Source organism: Dactylosporangium sp. NPDC049140 (genome assembly GCF_040648435.1).
Map to the genome: position 1 here is coordinate 43869 of NZ_JBEZDS010000045.1, position 14094 is coordinate 57962.

Genomic DNA, 14094 nt, shown 5'->3' on the forward strand with positions numbered 1-14094 from the left:
GCATTCCGGAAACCATCAGTGGCGCACCGCGTGAGCGCGGGCCGGGGATCGGGCGCGGCCCGCGGGGCGGACCATCTCGACGACGGCAACGACTACTACTACGCCTTCGTTCGGCACCCTCGCCGAGGCTCAGACCGCCGCACACCAGCGTCCGGGAGCCGAGGAACCTCTCGCGCTCGTACGGCAACAGGAGTACATCGAGTAAACGGCCGCGAGTTCGTCCGGGCCGATCGGCTGGTCGTCGAATGTCAATGCCATGGTGGTCCCTGCTCGTGCGCGCCCGAAGTGACCGGGCCCAAACCCGGCGGGAGCTGGCGTACCGCGATCGCCACGGCGTGCTCCGCCGTCGTGGTCTCGCCGATCACGTCGCCCAGGTAGCGGGAGCGCACGACGAAAGCGTCCTCGGTCTCGGCCCACAGGCTCAGGCCCACGTCGCGCAGGAACGGGCGGGTCGTGGCCGAGAACTTCAAAACCCAATGGCTGGTGTACGGGTACAGCTGCCGCAGTTCCGGCGCGGCGTAGGACGCCTCCGTGATGGCGTGCAGGCGCGGCAGGCCCGATGCCGTCATCTCCGCGCGCACGCACTGCCACTCGGCCTCGGCCAGGCGCGCCGGGTCGCCGTCCGGGACCTCGAAGCGGCCCGTCGGCTCCATGAACGGGGCGCGCGCGCAGATGTCGGCGAGGCTCGCCCCGGCGCGCCAGGCGGCGGCGACCTCGGCGATCTCGGACACGTCGTCGGCGTACCCGTGGATGAGCGGCAGGTGCTGGTGGGCCTCGCCGCCGACGATCGACCAGCGGCGCTCGTGCTCGAAGGCGCTGATCTCCAGGCCGTTGCGGTGCGCGACGGGGGTCGAGACGGCCGCCCGGTGCATCGGGTCGCGGCCGTCCGCGGTGGCCTCGACGCCGTGGGCCCGCAGGGCCTCGGCCAGCCCGCCGGCGGCCTCGACGTCGGGGTAGAAGCTCATCGCGTGCCCCAGGCCAGTAACGCCGCCGTCGGCAGGACGAGGTCGTCGCCGGTCAGGAACGGGGCGGCCAGGCGCTCGTACTCGCGCCGGGCCCGGGCCATCGTGGCCTCGTCCCGGCCGGCCAAGGCCTCGCCGAGGGCGCCCATGCCGTTGGCCGGGCCGATCCACCACGAGTCGAGGTCGGTGCGGTGCTCCCAGGTCAGGAGGCGGGCCGACACGTCGCGCAGGCCGGCGCCGCGCAGCAGGCCGGTGACGCCCTCGGTGGTGCGCTCGAAATTCAAGGCGGGCGGGACGATCGACGGCGACGGGGGCAGGCCGGCCGCGTCCAGCACGTCGTTCCACAGCTGCTGCAGCGGCGGCGCCGGGCGTGGCCACACGGTGATCGCGACACGGCCGCCCGGGGCGGTGACGCGGGCGAGGTCGGCGGCCGCGCGCGCCGGGTCGGGCACGTGGTTGACGACGAAGTTGGCGACCACCGCGTCGAAGGCGGCGTCGGGGTACGGCAGCTCCGGCAGCCGGCCCAGGCGCACGTCCGGCACCCGCGACCGGGCCAGCTCGACCATGGTCGGCTCGGCGTCGACCGCCGCGACGCGCGCGCCCCGCTCCAGGGCCAGGACGGCGACGGTACCGGAGCCGGTGCCGACGTCCAGCAGGGCGCCGCCGGGGGCCGGGCCGGCCACGTCGAGCAGGTCCGGGGCGGTGTGCGCGCACAGGTGCGCGTAGCTGTCGGCGAACGCCGTCGCGCGGCCGGTCCATTTGGCGTCGGGAGCGGGCATGGGATCAGCGTAATTCAGGTGCCGCGACGCCCGACCGCCGTTACGCTGCGCGCCGTGTCCGAAGTCCTCTGTGCCCAGCCGTCGCCCAAGGCGTCGTTTTGAAACGGCTCCGGCATCTGCGCATGGACCTCCGGCCGCTGCGGCACCGGGACTTCCGGCTGCTCATGGCCAGCGGTGTCGTCACGATGTTCGGCAGCTTCATCACGATGGTGGCGGTACCGTTCCAGCTCAAGCAGCTCACCGGCTCCTACGTGGCCGTCGGCGCGGTGGGCGTCGTCGAGCTGGTGCCGATGGTGCTGAGCGGGCTGTGGGGTGGCGCGATCGCCGACGCGGCCGACCGGCGCAAGGTGATCCTGGCCTGCGAGGCGGCGCTGGCCGTGTGCACGGCCGGGCTGCTGCTCAACGCGCTGCTGCCGCATCCGGCGGTGTGGCCGCTGTACGTCGTCGCCGGCTCCGTCGCCGCGCTCGACGGGCTCCAGCGGCCCTCGCTCGATGCGATGACGCCGCGGCTGGTGCCCCGCGACGAGCAGACCGCCGCGAACGCCATCTCGGGCGTGCGCTGGCAGATCGGCGCGGTCGCCGGGCCCGCGGTCGGCGGGGTGCTGGTCGCCCTGGCCGGCGTGCCGATCGCCTACGCCGTGGACGTGCTGACGTTCCTGCTGTCCGTCGCGCTGCTGTGGGCGCTGCGCCCGGTGCCGCCCTCGGCGGAGGCGGAGCGCCCGAGCCTGCGCGGGATCGCGCGCGGGGCGCGGTACGCGTGGTCCCGCCCGGAGCTGCTGGGCACCTACTTCGTCGACATCGCCGCGATGTTCCTGGCCATGCCGGTCGCGCTGTTCCCGTTCGTCGCCGACGAGCTGCACTCGCGCTGGGCCCTCGGCCTGCTGTACGCGTGCCTGCCGCTCGGCGCGATGGTGGTCTCGGTCACCAGCGGCTGGGCCTCGCACGTGCACCGGCACGGCCTGGCGGTGCTTGTCGCGGCCGGGGTGTGGGGGCTGGCCATCGCCGGCTTCGGGATCGCCCCGAACATCGGGGTCGCGATGGCGCTGCTGGTCGTGGCGGGCGGGGCGGACATGGTCAGCGGGCTGTTCCGCTCGACCATCTGGAACCAGACGATCCCCGACCACCTGCGCGGGCGCCTCGCCGGGATCGAGCTGCTGTCGTACTCGATCGGCCCGACCGCCGGCCAGCTGCGCGCCGGGCTCATGGCCAGCGCCGTCGGCCTGCGCGGCGCGATCGCGGCCGGCGGGCTGCTGTGCACCGGCGCCGTCGCCCTGTGCACCGTGCTGATGCCGGGCTTCACCCGCTACGACGAGCGCACGTCCCCGCACGCCCAGGCCGCGGCGGAGCCTCAGCCGGCCGCGGCGCCGTAGTCGTTGCCGGGTTCGCGGTACACGGCGTGGACCTCGCCGGTGTCGGGCTGCTGGGCGAGCTCGATGAACACCGTCGGGCCCTGCACGCGGTAGTAGGTGGAGCCGTACCGGGCGAAGGTCGTCTCGGCGAGGCCCTTGCGGAAGGCGGCCTGTTTCACGGCCGCCTGCGCGGGGTCGAGCACGCTGAGCCACTGGTCGACGAGCGCCAGCAGCAGCGCCTGCTGCTGGGGCCGCAGGGTGGACGCGGCGATGCCCGCGGCCGGCAGGGTGCGCCCGTCCTGGCCCGGGCCGAGGACGACGTCGTGCACCGGCTGGGGCAGGACCGACGCCTGCTGCTGGCCGGGGTCGAGGTCGTCGATGAAAGCCTGGCCCTTGCGGATCTCGCCGCACAGCGGCCCGGCGCCGCCCCGCAGCGTCGGGGCGAGGGTGAGCGCGTCGCCCTCGACGGTGAGGTTGAGGGCGAGGTTGTGCCCGCCGAACTGCAGCGTCCAGATGCCGGCGGCGGTGGGGGCGCCGAGGATGCGGACCCAGTACCGGTCGATCCCGTCGGCCGCGGTGATGTCGATCACCTGCTGGTAGCCGCGGTCGCTCAGCGCGGCCCGGAGCACGCCGAGGACGGCGGCGCGCTGGACGCTGCCGAGCGCGCCCATGCGCAGCCCGGCCCGCGGGAACCGGGCGTCGGGCAGGTCCGACCAGTGCGCCAGGTTGGCCGGGGTGCGCTCGGCCCGCACGGCACCGCGCTGGTCGTCGTCGAGGGTACTGAGCAGCGACTTCGCGGCCTCGAGCACATCGCCGGAGCTCGCCGCGGCGCTCGCGCCGGGTGCCTCGCAGGACGAGGTGACGGTCGCGACCGGGACCGCGTCGCCGCCCGACCCGCAGGCGGTCGCGGAGGCCAGCACCAGTCCGGCGACGAGCAGCGAACCACGCACAAATCGCCAGTTTAGCCACGGATCGGTATGACGTCCGCCGAGAAGCTGGTGAGCATGCGCAGGACGCTGTCGAGGTGGGCACCCATCGCCGCCTCGGCGCGGGCCGGGTCGCGGGCGCAGACGGCCTCGACGATGGCCAGGTGCTCGGGCAGCGACACCGCCGGCCGGCCGGGCAGCAGGGCCAGCCGGAACTGGTGGCGCACCATCTGCCCGTGCAGCTGGTCGATGACCTTCGCCGCCGCGCCGTGCCCGGCGATGCGGCGCACCTCCGCGTGGAGCTCCGGCTCGATGAGGCGCTGGCGGGGCGCGTACTCCCCGCGCAGGATCGCGGCCCGCAGCTCGTCGAAGACCTCAGGCATCGCCGCCCCCGGGCCGGTGCCCCTTCTTGGCCGCCTGCACCAGCTCGTAGACGTGGGTGCGGATCTCGGCGAAGCGCGGGGAGGAGCGGGTCTGGAGCTGGTCGCGCTCGTCCGGCAGGTCGACCCGCACGTCCTCGAGCACCACGGTCGGCCGGTTGGACAGCACCAGCACCCGCTGGCCCAGGTAGACCGACTCGTCGATGTCGTGGGTGACGAACAGGACGGTGATGCCCAGCCGCCGCCACAGCGTGCGCACGAGGTCCTCGAGGTCGGCGCGGGTCTGGGCGTCGACGGCGGCGAACGGCTCGTCCATGAGCAGCACGCTGGGCTCGTACGCCACCGCCCGCGCGATCGCGACGCGCTGCTGCATGCCGCCGGAGAGCTGCCAGGGGTGGGCCTCGGCGCTCTCGGTGAGCCCGACGGCGTCGAGGGCGGCCGCGACCCGGGCGGCGCGGTCGGCCTTGTTCAGGCCCTTCTCCTTGAGCGGCAGCTCGATGTTGCGGCGGACGGTGAGCCAGGGGAAGAGGCTGCGGCCGTACTCCTGGAAGACCACGGCCATGCCGGCGGGCGGCCCCGTGACCGGGGCGCCGTCGAGCGCGATCCGCCCGCCGCTCACGTCGAGCAGGCCGGCGATGCAGCGCAGCAGGGTCGTCTTGCCGGCGCCGGACGGGCCGACGATGCACACGAACTCGCCCCGGCCGATGCTGAAGGTCAGCTCCCGCACGGCCTCGACGCTGCGGCCGTGCCCGGTGTACGTCTTGGCGAGGCCGTCGACGTCGAGCGCTACAGAGTTGTCCATCACACTTCCCGTTCGGCCTGGCGCTGACCGCGGTACCACGCCAGGGTTCGGTGTTCGACGAGGCGGAACAGGCCGGACAGCGCGACCCCGATGAGGCCGAGCAGGATGATGCCGGTCCACATCTGCGGGATGGCGAAGCCGCGCTGGAACTGCACGATGGCGGCGCCGAGCCCGCGGTTGGCCCCGAACAGCTCGCTGATGACCATGAGGATCACGCCGATCGACAGCGCCTGCCGCGCGCCGGTGGCGATGCGCGGGCTGGCCGCGCGCAGGATCACGTGCTGGAGGGTGGCGAGGCGGCCGAGCCGGTAGGAGCGGGCGGTGTCGCGCAGCAACCCGTCCGCCGAGCGCACGCCCTCGACGGTGTTGAGCAGGATCGGCCACAGGCAGCCCAGGGCGATCGTGACGAGCTTGGGCGTCCAGCCGGTGAAGCCGGCGAAGAGCGCGATGACGGGGATGAGCACCGGCGGGGGCAGGGCCCGGAAGAACTCCAGGGCCGGCTCGGTCAGCGCCCGCAGCGTCGGCGACGAGCCGATCCCGGTGCCCAGGGCGACCCCGCAGACCAGGGCGATCAGGTACCCGAGCGCGAGGCGGGCGAGGCTGGGCAGGACGTCGTGCAGGATCGGGTCCTTCGTCCACGTCTGCGGGAACGCCTCGAGGATCGTGCGCAGCGGCGGCCAGAAGAAGCTGGTGCTGCCGGCGGAGGCGAACCACCAGACGGCGACGAGCACGACCGGCAGGGCGACGGCGTACAGGACCCTTTTCACAGATTCTCCCGGACCGACGTGTGCCAGCGCAGCACCCGGCGCTCGACCGCCCGGGCCGAGACGTTCACCAGGACGCCGATGATGCCGATGACGATGACGAGCGCGTAGGTCTCGGCGACGGCCCCGGAGCCCTGGGCGACGCCGATGGACCGGCCCAGGCCCGGCACGCCGATGATGAGCTCGGCGGTGATCTCCAGGATCAGGGCCACCGCCGCGGCGAGCCGGAACCCCGTCACCACGTAGGGCAGCGCGGTCGGCCAGATGACGGTGCGCACGACCGCCCAGCGGGAGAAGCGGTAGGAGCGGGCGGTGTCGCGCACGACCGGGTCGACGTCGGCGACCCCGTAGAGCACCTGGACCAGCACCTGCCAGAAGGACGCGTAGACGACCAGGACCAGCGCCGACTGCATCCGGCTGCCATAGATGAGCACGACGAGCGGGATGAGCGCGACCGACGGGATGGGGCGCAGGAACTCGATCGTCGAGGCGGTCAGCGCGCGCAGGACCGGCACGCTGCCGATCAGCACGCCGATGACGATGCCCGCGGCCATCGAGATCGCCAGGCCGAGCGCCCAGCCGCGCAGGGTCTGACCCAGTGCGGTCCAGAAGCCGGCTTCGGTACCGATGCGCGCCAGCCGGGCGACGATGGCGCTGAACGGCGGCAGGTAGTTGCGGTCGACGAGGCCCAGCCGCGGCGCCGCCTCCACGAAGGCGGCGACCACGGCCAGGCCCAGCACGCCGAGCGCCGGTCGTTGCGCTGTCCGGGCGGGCATCACGGCAGCAGTGCGTCCAGGGTGAGCGGCTTGGTGATCAGGCCGTCGTTCTTGGCGAGGTCCCCGAGCAGCTGCACCGAGTCGCGGTCGACCGCGCTCGGCCACTTCGGCAGGGTCAGGGCGGCCTGGACCTTCGGGTCGAGCTTGGTGTAGGTGGACAGGATCGCCCGGACGTCGTCGGGGTGGGCCGCGGCGTACTCGACCGACTTCTTCATCGCCGCCGTGAACGAGGCCACGACCTTGGCGTTCTGCGCGGCGAACTGCTGCGAGGTGAAGTACATGCCGACGGTGAGGTCGGGGTCGGTGCCGGCGTAGTTGGAGACCACCTGCCGGTAGCCCTGGCCGGTGGCGATGGTCAGGAACGGCTCGACCACCTGCCCGGCGTCGACGTCGCCCTTGCCGACGGCGGCGGTGATGTCGGGGAACGCGAGCTCGGTGAAGTTGATCGTCTTCGGGTCGCCGCCGGCCTTCTGCACCACGTTGTTGATCGTCGTGGTGTTGATGTTCTTGAGCGTGTTGACCGCGACCTTCTTGCCGGCCAGGTCCTTGGCCGTCTTGATCGGGCTGTCCGCCTTGACGATGACGGCGCCGAAGTCCTTGCCCTCGGTACCGGTGGAGGCGACACCGGCCGCGACGACCTTGAGCGGCAGGCCCTGGGAGTTGGCCAGCAGCAGCGAGGTGGTGTTGCTGAAGCCGAACTGGTACTGCCCGCTGACGACGGCCGGCACGATCGCCGCGCCGCCCTGGGCCGTCTCCAGCGTGAGGTCGAGGCCCTCGGCGGTGAAGAAGCCCTGTTTGACGCCGAGGTAGATGGGGGCGACGTCGACGATCGAGATGACGCCGACCTTGACCTTGGTGACGCCGCCCGAGCTGGTCGGGGCGGTGCCCGCGCCGCCGTCGCCGCACCCGGCGAGCAGGGCGGCGACGGCGGAGACGGCAAGGACGGAGCGGCGGCGCAGGCGAATCGGGGTGGGGGTGCCGGGTCGGGGCATGGGTCCTCCTTGGACGACGAGCGCCCGGCGGGGCGCTCGCAAAGCCGACGACGCGGACGTTACACAGATCGTCAACAATTGTGAAGCCGCCGATTGCGAGCATCTTTTGGTTGACAGCGACGATTGCCGGGTGAATTGTTGACAATCGAGTCCGAGCTTGACGGAGTGACGCATGCCCCACTACGTGGTCAGGTCGATCGACCGGGCCGACCCCGATGTCATCGCCGCCCTGCGCACCGCGGGCGTCGCCACCACCCATGAGGCCGCCGGTCGCACCGGCCTGCTCGGCCCCGAGATCCAGGCCCGCCAGGCCGGCACGGCGATCGGCGGCTCCGCCGTCACCGTGTCGTGCCACCCCGGCGACAACCTCATGATCCACGCGGCGGTCGAGGTGTGCCGGCCCGGCGACGTGCTGGTCGTGACCACCACCTCGCCGTCGACCGACGGCATGTTCGGCGAGCTGCTGGCCACCTCGCTGGCCGCGCGCGGCGTCCTCGGGCTGGTCATCGACGCCGGGGTGCGCGACGTCGCCGAGCTGCGCGGCCTGGGCTTCCCGGTCTGGTCCCGCGCCGTGCACGCCCAGGGCACCGTCAAGGCCAGCCCGGGCTCGGTGAACGTGCCGGTCGTGGCGGCCGGGCAGCTCGTGCGGCCGGGCGACATCGTCGTCGCCGACGACGACGGGGTGCTCGTGCTGCCGATCGCGGCCGGCGGTACCGTCGCCGAAGCCGCCGCCGAGCGCCTCGCGAACGAGTCGGCCAAGCGGGAACGGCTCGCCGCCGGCGTTCTCGGCGTGGATCTCTACGGGCTGCGGCCGCTGCTCGAGGAGCTCGGCGTGCGGTACGTGGATCGGCTCCCCGGATGAGCGACGGCATCCCCTGCCTGCAGATGCGCGGCGGCAGCTCCAAGGGCGCCTACTTCCTCGCCGCCGACCTGCCCGCCGACCCCGCCGGGCGCGACGACCTGCTGCTGCGGATCATGGGCTCCCCCGACGAGCGGCAGGTCGACGGCCTCGGCGGCGGGCACCCGCTGACCAGCAAGGTCGCGGTCGTCTCGCCCTCCCCGGACGGCGGGGCCGACGTCGACTACCTGTTCCTGCAGGTAGTACCGGACCGGGCCGTCGTCACCGACGCCCAGACGTGCGGCAACCTGCTGGCCGGGGTCGGCCCGTTCGCGATCGAGCGCGGCCTCGTCCCGGCCGCGGGCGACGTGACCACCGTGCGCATCCGGATCGTCAACCCCACCGAGAGCCTGGTCGAGGCCCGGGTGCGGACCCCCGGCGGCCGGGTCACCTACGACGGCGACACCGTCATGGCCGGCACGCCGTTCCCGGCCGCCCCGATCGACCTGGTGTTCCCGGGCGGGGCGAACCCCGTCTTCCCCACCGGGGCGCTCCTCGACGAGTTCGCGGGCGTGCCGGTCACCTGCGTCGACGCCGGGATGCCGGTCGTCGTGCTGCGGGCCGGCGACCTCGGCCTCGACGGCACCGAGGAGCCGGCCGACCTCGAGGGGCGCGCGGAGCTGCGGGCGACGCTGGAGGCGGTGCGCCTCGCGGCCGGGCCGGCCATGGGGCTCGGCGACGTGGGCGGCACGACGGTACCGAAGCTGACCATCGTGTCCGGGCCCCGCCACGGCGGCACCGTCACCACGCGCACCTTCATCCCGCACCGCGTGCACGCCGCGATCGGGGTGCTCGGCGCCGTGTCCGTCGCGGTGGCCGTGCGGGTACCCGGGACGACCGCTTTTCAAAGTGTTGCCGGGGCGCTGGTGCGGGTCGAGCACCCGACCGGCACCTTCGACGTGGCCGTCGACGTCGACCCGGACGGCGCGGCGACCCGCGTGCGGCGCAGCACCGTGGTCCGCACCGCACGCAAGATCTCCGACGGGCTCGTGTGGCCCCGCAGTGGAAAGGCAGCCGGATGACGATTCCGCACGACCCGGACGGCCGGCGCGAGATCGCCCACGTCGGACCGCTCGAGCTGTACACGCCGGTGCTCGACGCGTCGGCCGACTTCTTCGTGCGCGTGATGGGGCTGCGCGAGGTACACCGGGACGAAACCTCGGTCTATCTGCACACCTGGGACGACTACCAGTCGTGGACGCTCCGGCTCGTCCGGCGCGACGCCGCCGGCATCGGCCGCACCTACCTGCGAGCCGCCAGCCCCCAGGCGCTGCAACGGCTGGTGGCGAAGACCGGCGCGGCCCGGGTCGTCACCGACGTGCACCACCTCGGCGAGGTGCACGTGTGCACCGACCCCGATGGGCACGAGCTCGGGCTGTACTGGGACGTCGAGTGGTACCAGGCCGACGACACCGACCGCCCGGCGCTGAAGAACCAGGCCGCCGCCTACCCGGGCCGGGGCGCGAACCTGCGCCGCCTCGACCACGTCAACTACCTCACCGCCGACGTGCCCGGCACCGCGGCGTTCCTGCGCGACGTGCTCGGCGCCCGCTGCACCGAGCAGATCGTCAAGGACGACGGCGACCCGCAGGCGATCTGGTACTCGCTGGGGAACAAGACGTACGACCTGGTCTACACCGAGGACTGGACCGGCTCCCGCGGCCGGCTGCACCACGTCGCCTTCGCCACCGACACCCGCGAGGAGATCCTGCGCGCCGCCGACGTCTGCCTCGACGCCGGCGTGCACATCGAGACCGGCCCGCACAAGCACGCGATCCAGCAGACCTTCTTCCTGTACGTGTGGGAGCCCGGCGGCAACCGCGTCGAGATCTGCAACGCGGGCGCGCGGCTCATCCTCGCCCCGGACTGGAAGACGATCAGCTGGACCCGCGAGGAGCGGGCCCGGGGGCAGGCGTGGGGCCTCAAGACGATCGCCACCTTCCACACGCACGGCACGCCGGTGGTCGAGCCGTGATCATCGACTGCCACGGCCACTTCACGACGGCGCCCGACGCGCACGCCGCCTGGACGGTCGGCTCGCCCTATCCGCGCATCTCCGACTCGGCCCTCCAGGCGTCCGTGGAGGGGCAGCTCCGGCTCATGCGGGAGCGCGGCGTGGACCTGACGCTGTTCTCGCCCCGCGCCTCCGCCATGGGCCACCACCTCGGTGACGAGACCCGCAGCACCGCCTGGACCCGGGCCTGCAACGACCTCATCCACCGGGTCGTCCGGCTCTATCCCGACCGCTTCGCCGGCGTGGGCCAGCTCCCCCAGTCCCCGGGGGCGCCGATCGCCGGCTCCGTCCGGGAGCTGCGCAGATGCGTGAAGGAGCTCGGCTTCGTCGGCTGCAACCTCAACCCCGACCCGAGCGGCGGCCACTGGACCTCGCCGCCGCTGACCGACCACTACTGGTACCCGCTGTACGAGGCCCTGCAGGAGCTCGACGTGCCCGCCATGGTGCACGTCTCGGCCGTCACCAACCCGAACTTCCACGCCACCGGCTCGCACTACCTCAACGCCGACACCACCGCGTTCATGCAGCTGCTGCCGGCCGGCCTGTTCCAGGACTTCCCGGGCCTGCGGTTCGTCATCCCGCACGGCGGCGGCGCCGTGCCCTACCACTGGGGCCGGTTCCGCGGCCTCGCCGACATGCTCGGCCGGCCGCCCCTGGCCGAGTCCGTCATGCGCAACGTCTTCTTCGACACCTGCGTGTACCACCAGGCCGGCATCACCCTGCTCTTCGATGTCATCGACGTCGACAACATCCTGTTCGGCTCCGAGATGATCGGCGCGGTCCGCGGCGTCGACCCGCACACCGGGCACCACTTCGACGACACCCGCCGGTACGTCGACGCCCTGCCGCTCAGCGACGCCGACCGCCTCAAGGTCTACGAGCTCAACGCAAGACGCGTATACCCCCGTCTGCCGTAGGGAGTTCCATGATCCGCACAGTCCTGGCTCTGCTGCTCACCCCGCTCTTCGCCCCGTCGTCCGCCGCACCCGCCCCGGTCACGTGCGGCTCGCTCGCCTCCGCCCGCCTGCCCGGCGTCACCATCGCCTCGGCCTCGGTCGTCGGCGGCAACTGCGAGATCCGCGGCACCATCGCCCCCGCCGGCACCATCGTCGTCCGGCTGCCCGTCAGCGGCTGGAGCGGCCGCTACGTGCAGACCGGCTGCGGCGGCCTGTGCGGCAACGCGAACATCAACTACACCCAGGCCGCCAACTGCAAGCCGATCGCCGACGGCACCGTCGCCTCGGCCACCACCGACATGGGCCACCAGGGCCAGAACGACGGCTCCTGGGCCGCGAACAACCCGCTGGCGCAGATCGACTTCGCCTACCGGGGCGTGCACGAGACCGCCGAGACCGCCAAGGCGCTCATCAAGGCCTTCTACCACCGGGCGCCGCGGTACTCGTACTTCGACGGCTGCTCCGACGGCGGCCGCGAGGCGCTCATGGAGGCGCAGCGGTACCCGGACGACTTCGACGGCATCGCCGCCGGCGCGCCCGCGAGCAACATGGCCGTGCAGAACACGTTCCACCACGCCTGGAACGTGCTGGCCAACCGCGACGCCAACGGCGGCTACATCCTGCTGGCCGACCGGCTCCCGCTCATCCACACCGCCGTGCTCACGGCCTGCGACAGCCGCGACGGCCTCACCGACGGCGTGATCGACGACCCGAGGCGGTGCGACTTCGACCCGGACACCCTGCGCTGCACCGCCGGCCAGGCCCCGGCGACGTGCCTGAGCCCGGCCGAGGCGACGGTGGTACGCAAACTTCACGACGGCGCCACGGACGCGCAGGGCAACCGCCTCGAGCCCGCGATCGCGCACGAGTGGGGCTCGGAGCTGGAGTGGACCCTCTTCATCCCCACCGCACCGGGCCAGACGGTCGGCAGCGAGATGTTCGCCCTGTCCTACCTGCGCTACCTGGCCGACCCGAACCACCCGAACCCGGCCTACCAGCTCGCCGACCTCCAGCTCACCGTGCCGTCGTTCTGGTCGACGGTGATGCCGTCCTCGTCGTACATGGCGGCATTGGACCCGGACCTGTCCCGCTTCGAGCGCGGCGGCGGCAGGCTGATCCTCTGGCACGGCTGGAACGACCAGCACATCTCGCCGCAGAACACGCTCGTGTACTGGGACGCGATGCGCAACGAGATGGGCGGCCGCACCGTGGACCGCTTCGCGCGCCTGTACCTGTTCCCGGGCATGGCCCACTGCGGCGGCGGCGAGGGCCCGAACAGCTTCGACGTGATGACGCCGCTGATGTCCTGGGTCGAGCGCGACAAGGCCCCGGACCGGATCGTCGCCACGAACGCCACCCGGAGCCGGCCGGTGTACCCGTACCCGGCGGTCGCGCGCTACGACGGCACGGGGAGCACGGACGACGCGTCGAACTTCGCGCCGTACACCCCGCGCGACACGGTACGCAACGACGCCCACTGGGTGGGCGAGCGCCTCTTCTCCGGCGACTACCAGACCTGGCCGAGGGCCGTGAACGGGAAACTGGTCCTCTGACGCACGGAACCGGCGCGGTCAGACCCCGACAACACGAGCACGTTCGTGATATCAATGCCCGCGCGTCTGATGATCACGAAGGTGAGTTCGACGAGGCTCCACCGTCGACGGGTTCCTGGCGGATCCGGATCGTGTCGGGGATCGTGGCCGCGCTGATCCTCATCGCGGTCGGCGACAGCCCGCTGACGCAGACCGCGCTGGACTTCCTCAAAGCCTGCGTCACCGTGACCATCGCCGACACCCCAGCCGGACCTGCTGGCGGCCACCCGCACCTGGCTGGAGACGCGGTTCCACCCCGCGGACGCCCGGCAGCCGCAGGTCGGCTGGGTCTGCGGCCAGCTCGCGGTGGACTTCGCGCTCGACCGCCGCAGCGCCGACGTCGTGATCTCCGGCCGGGAGTACTCCGACGACGAGGCCATCCACACGGCGATGCTGGTCCTCGACGACTGCCGGGAGCATTGAGCCGGGCGATTCGGTGCCACGACGGCGCGCTGCGGCTGCAGCCTGCCGGGTTCGATGATCGAACAGGGAGTAATGCTCGAAACCTGTGGATGAACGTCGGGCGGCGTACCCTTCCGACGAGTCCAGGTCCAGGAATCGAGTAAGGCCCGCGCGCCAACGCGGGTCGGGGAGGTACGCCTCTGCTTACCGTAGTCACTGACGACGAGCACATGCCAGCCGCCACGATGACCCAGTCGACCGGGATGGCCGTAGCTGGTGGGTCCCTGATCGATGAGATCGTGCGGAACGGTCGCGCCGAGCCGCGGCAGGTGCTCACGTCGGCCGGTGCGGTCGAGGTGACCGCGCCGCGGGTCAACGACAAGCGGCTCGACGAGGTCACCGGTGAACGCCGGCGGTTCGGGTCGATGATCCTGCCGGCATGGTGCCGCAAGTCCCCGAAGGTCAACGAGGTGCTGCCGCTGTTGTATCTGCACCGAGCAAG

The 14094-nt window shown here is 72.6% G+C and carries 14 protein-coding genes and 1 pseudogene; 7 read left to right on the forward strand and 8 right to left on the reverse strand.

Annotation, left to right across the window (positions count from 1 at the left end):
- Positions 1-248: 248 nt before the first annotated feature.
- A complete protein-coding gene (locus AB0B76_RS45220; RefSeq protein ID WP_360387987.1) occupies positions 249-965 on the reverse strand; it encodes a DUF6193 family natural product biosynthesis protein in 717 nt (238 codons plus the stop codon).
- Positions 962-1741: a class I SAM-dependent methyltransferase gene (locus AB0B76_RS45225; RefSeq protein WP_360387990.1), complete on the reverse strand. Its 780-nt coding sequence runs from the start codon at positions 1739-1741 to the stop codon at positions 962-964. Before AB0B76_RS45225 ends, AB0B76_RS45220 begins: the two co-directional genes overlap by 4 nt.
- A gap of 122 nt (positions 1742-1863) precedes the next feature.
- Between AB0B76_RS45225 and AB0B76_RS45230 the strand changes: the two genes are divergently transcribed.
- The gene (locus tag AB0B76_RS45230) at positions 1864-3111 is read left to right on the forward strand and encodes an MFS transporter (protein WP_360387993.1); all 1248 of its coding nucleotides are present in this window, start codon (positions 1864-1866) and stop codon (positions 3109-3111) included.
- On the opposite strand, the gene AB0B76_RS45235 is transcribed toward AB0B76_RS45230, so the two are convergent.
- From AB0B76_RS45235 to AB0B76_RS45260, 6 genes are read right to left on the reverse strand one after another with little or no spacing between them, the layout of a single operon-like run.
- Positions 3090-4040, reverse strand: a complete 951-nt coding sequence (locus tag AB0B76_RS45235; RefSeq protein WP_360387996.1) for a DUF3500 domain-containing protein — start codon at positions 4038-4040, stop codon at positions 3090-3092. The genes AB0B76_RS45230 and AB0B76_RS45235 overlap by 22 nt on opposite strands.
- Positions 4041-4051: 11 nt before the next feature.
- On the reverse strand, positions 4052-4399 hold the full coding sequence (locus AB0B76_RS45240; protein WP_360387998.1) for an FCD domain-containing protein: 348 nt from the start codon (positions 4397-4399) through the stop codon (positions 4052-4054).
- Positions 4392-5198, reverse strand: coding sequence for an ABC transporter ATP-binding protein (locus AB0B76_RS45245; protein ID WP_360388001.1), 807 nt, complete (start codon positions 5196-5198; stop codon positions 4392-4394). The genes AB0B76_RS45240 and AB0B76_RS45245 overlap by 8 nt, the downstream gene beginning before the upstream one ends.
- Positions 5198-5965 (reverse strand): ABC transporter permease, encoded by a 768-nt coding sequence (locus AB0B76_RS45250; RefSeq protein ID WP_360388004.1) that lies wholly within the window; start codon positions 5963-5965, stop codon positions 5198-5200. Before AB0B76_RS45250 ends, AB0B76_RS45245 begins: the two co-directional genes overlap by 1 nt.
- Positions 5962-6738 carry an ABC transporter permease gene (locus AB0B76_RS45255; RefSeq protein ID WP_360388006.1) on the reverse strand — a complete coding sequence of 259 codons (777 nt, stop codon included), beginning with the start codon at positions 6736-6738 and terminating at the stop codon, positions 5962-5964. Before AB0B76_RS45255 ends, AB0B76_RS45250 begins: the two co-directional genes overlap by 4 nt.
- Positions 6738-7730, reverse strand: coding sequence for an ABC transporter substrate-binding protein (locus AB0B76_RS45260; protein WP_360388009.1), 993 nt, complete (start codon positions 7728-7730; stop codon positions 6738-6740). The genes AB0B76_RS45255 and AB0B76_RS45260 overlap by 1 nt, the downstream gene beginning before the upstream one ends.
- Positions 7731-7902: 172 nt before the next feature.
- Between AB0B76_RS45260 and AB0B76_RS45265 the strand changes: the two genes are divergently transcribed.
- The 6 genes and pseudogenes from AB0B76_RS45265 to AB0B76_RS45290 all read left to right on the forward strand — a co-directional run.
- Positions 7903-8592, forward strand: a complete 690-nt coding sequence (locus AB0B76_RS45265; RefSeq protein ID WP_360388012.1) for a 4-carboxy-4-hydroxy-2-oxoadipate aldolase/oxaloacetate decarboxylase — start codon at positions 7903-7905, stop codon at positions 8590-8592.
- Positions 8589-9650: a 4-oxalomesaconate tautomerase gene (locus AB0B76_RS45270; protein WP_360388014.1), complete on the forward strand. Its 1062-nt coding sequence runs from the start codon at positions 8589-8591 to the stop codon at positions 9648-9650. The genes AB0B76_RS45265 and AB0B76_RS45270 overlap by 4 nt, the downstream gene beginning before the upstream one ends.
- Entirely contained in the window at positions 9647-10603 is a 957-nt protein-coding gene (locus tag AB0B76_RS45275) for a VOC family protein (RefSeq protein ID WP_360388017.1), read from the forward strand. Before AB0B76_RS45270 ends, AB0B76_RS45275 begins: the two co-directional genes overlap by 4 nt.
- On the forward strand, positions 10600-11559 hold the full coding sequence (locus tag AB0B76_RS45280; RefSeq protein WP_360388020.1) for an amidohydrolase family protein: 960 nt from the start codon (positions 10600-10602) through the stop codon (positions 11557-11559). Before AB0B76_RS45275 ends, AB0B76_RS45280 begins: the two co-directional genes overlap by 4 nt.
- Positions 11560-11567: 8 nt before the next feature.
- Positions 11568-13151, forward strand: coding sequence for a tannase/feruloyl esterase family alpha/beta hydrolase (locus AB0B76_RS45285; RefSeq protein ID WP_360388023.1), 1584 nt, complete (start codon positions 11568-11570; stop codon positions 13149-13151).
- 737 nt (positions 13152-13888) lie between these two features.
- Positions 13889-14086: pseudogene (locus AB0B76_RS45290) on the forward strand (IS256 family transposase); the annotation flags it as partial.
- Between the last annotated feature and the right edge of the window lie 8 nt (positions 14087-14094).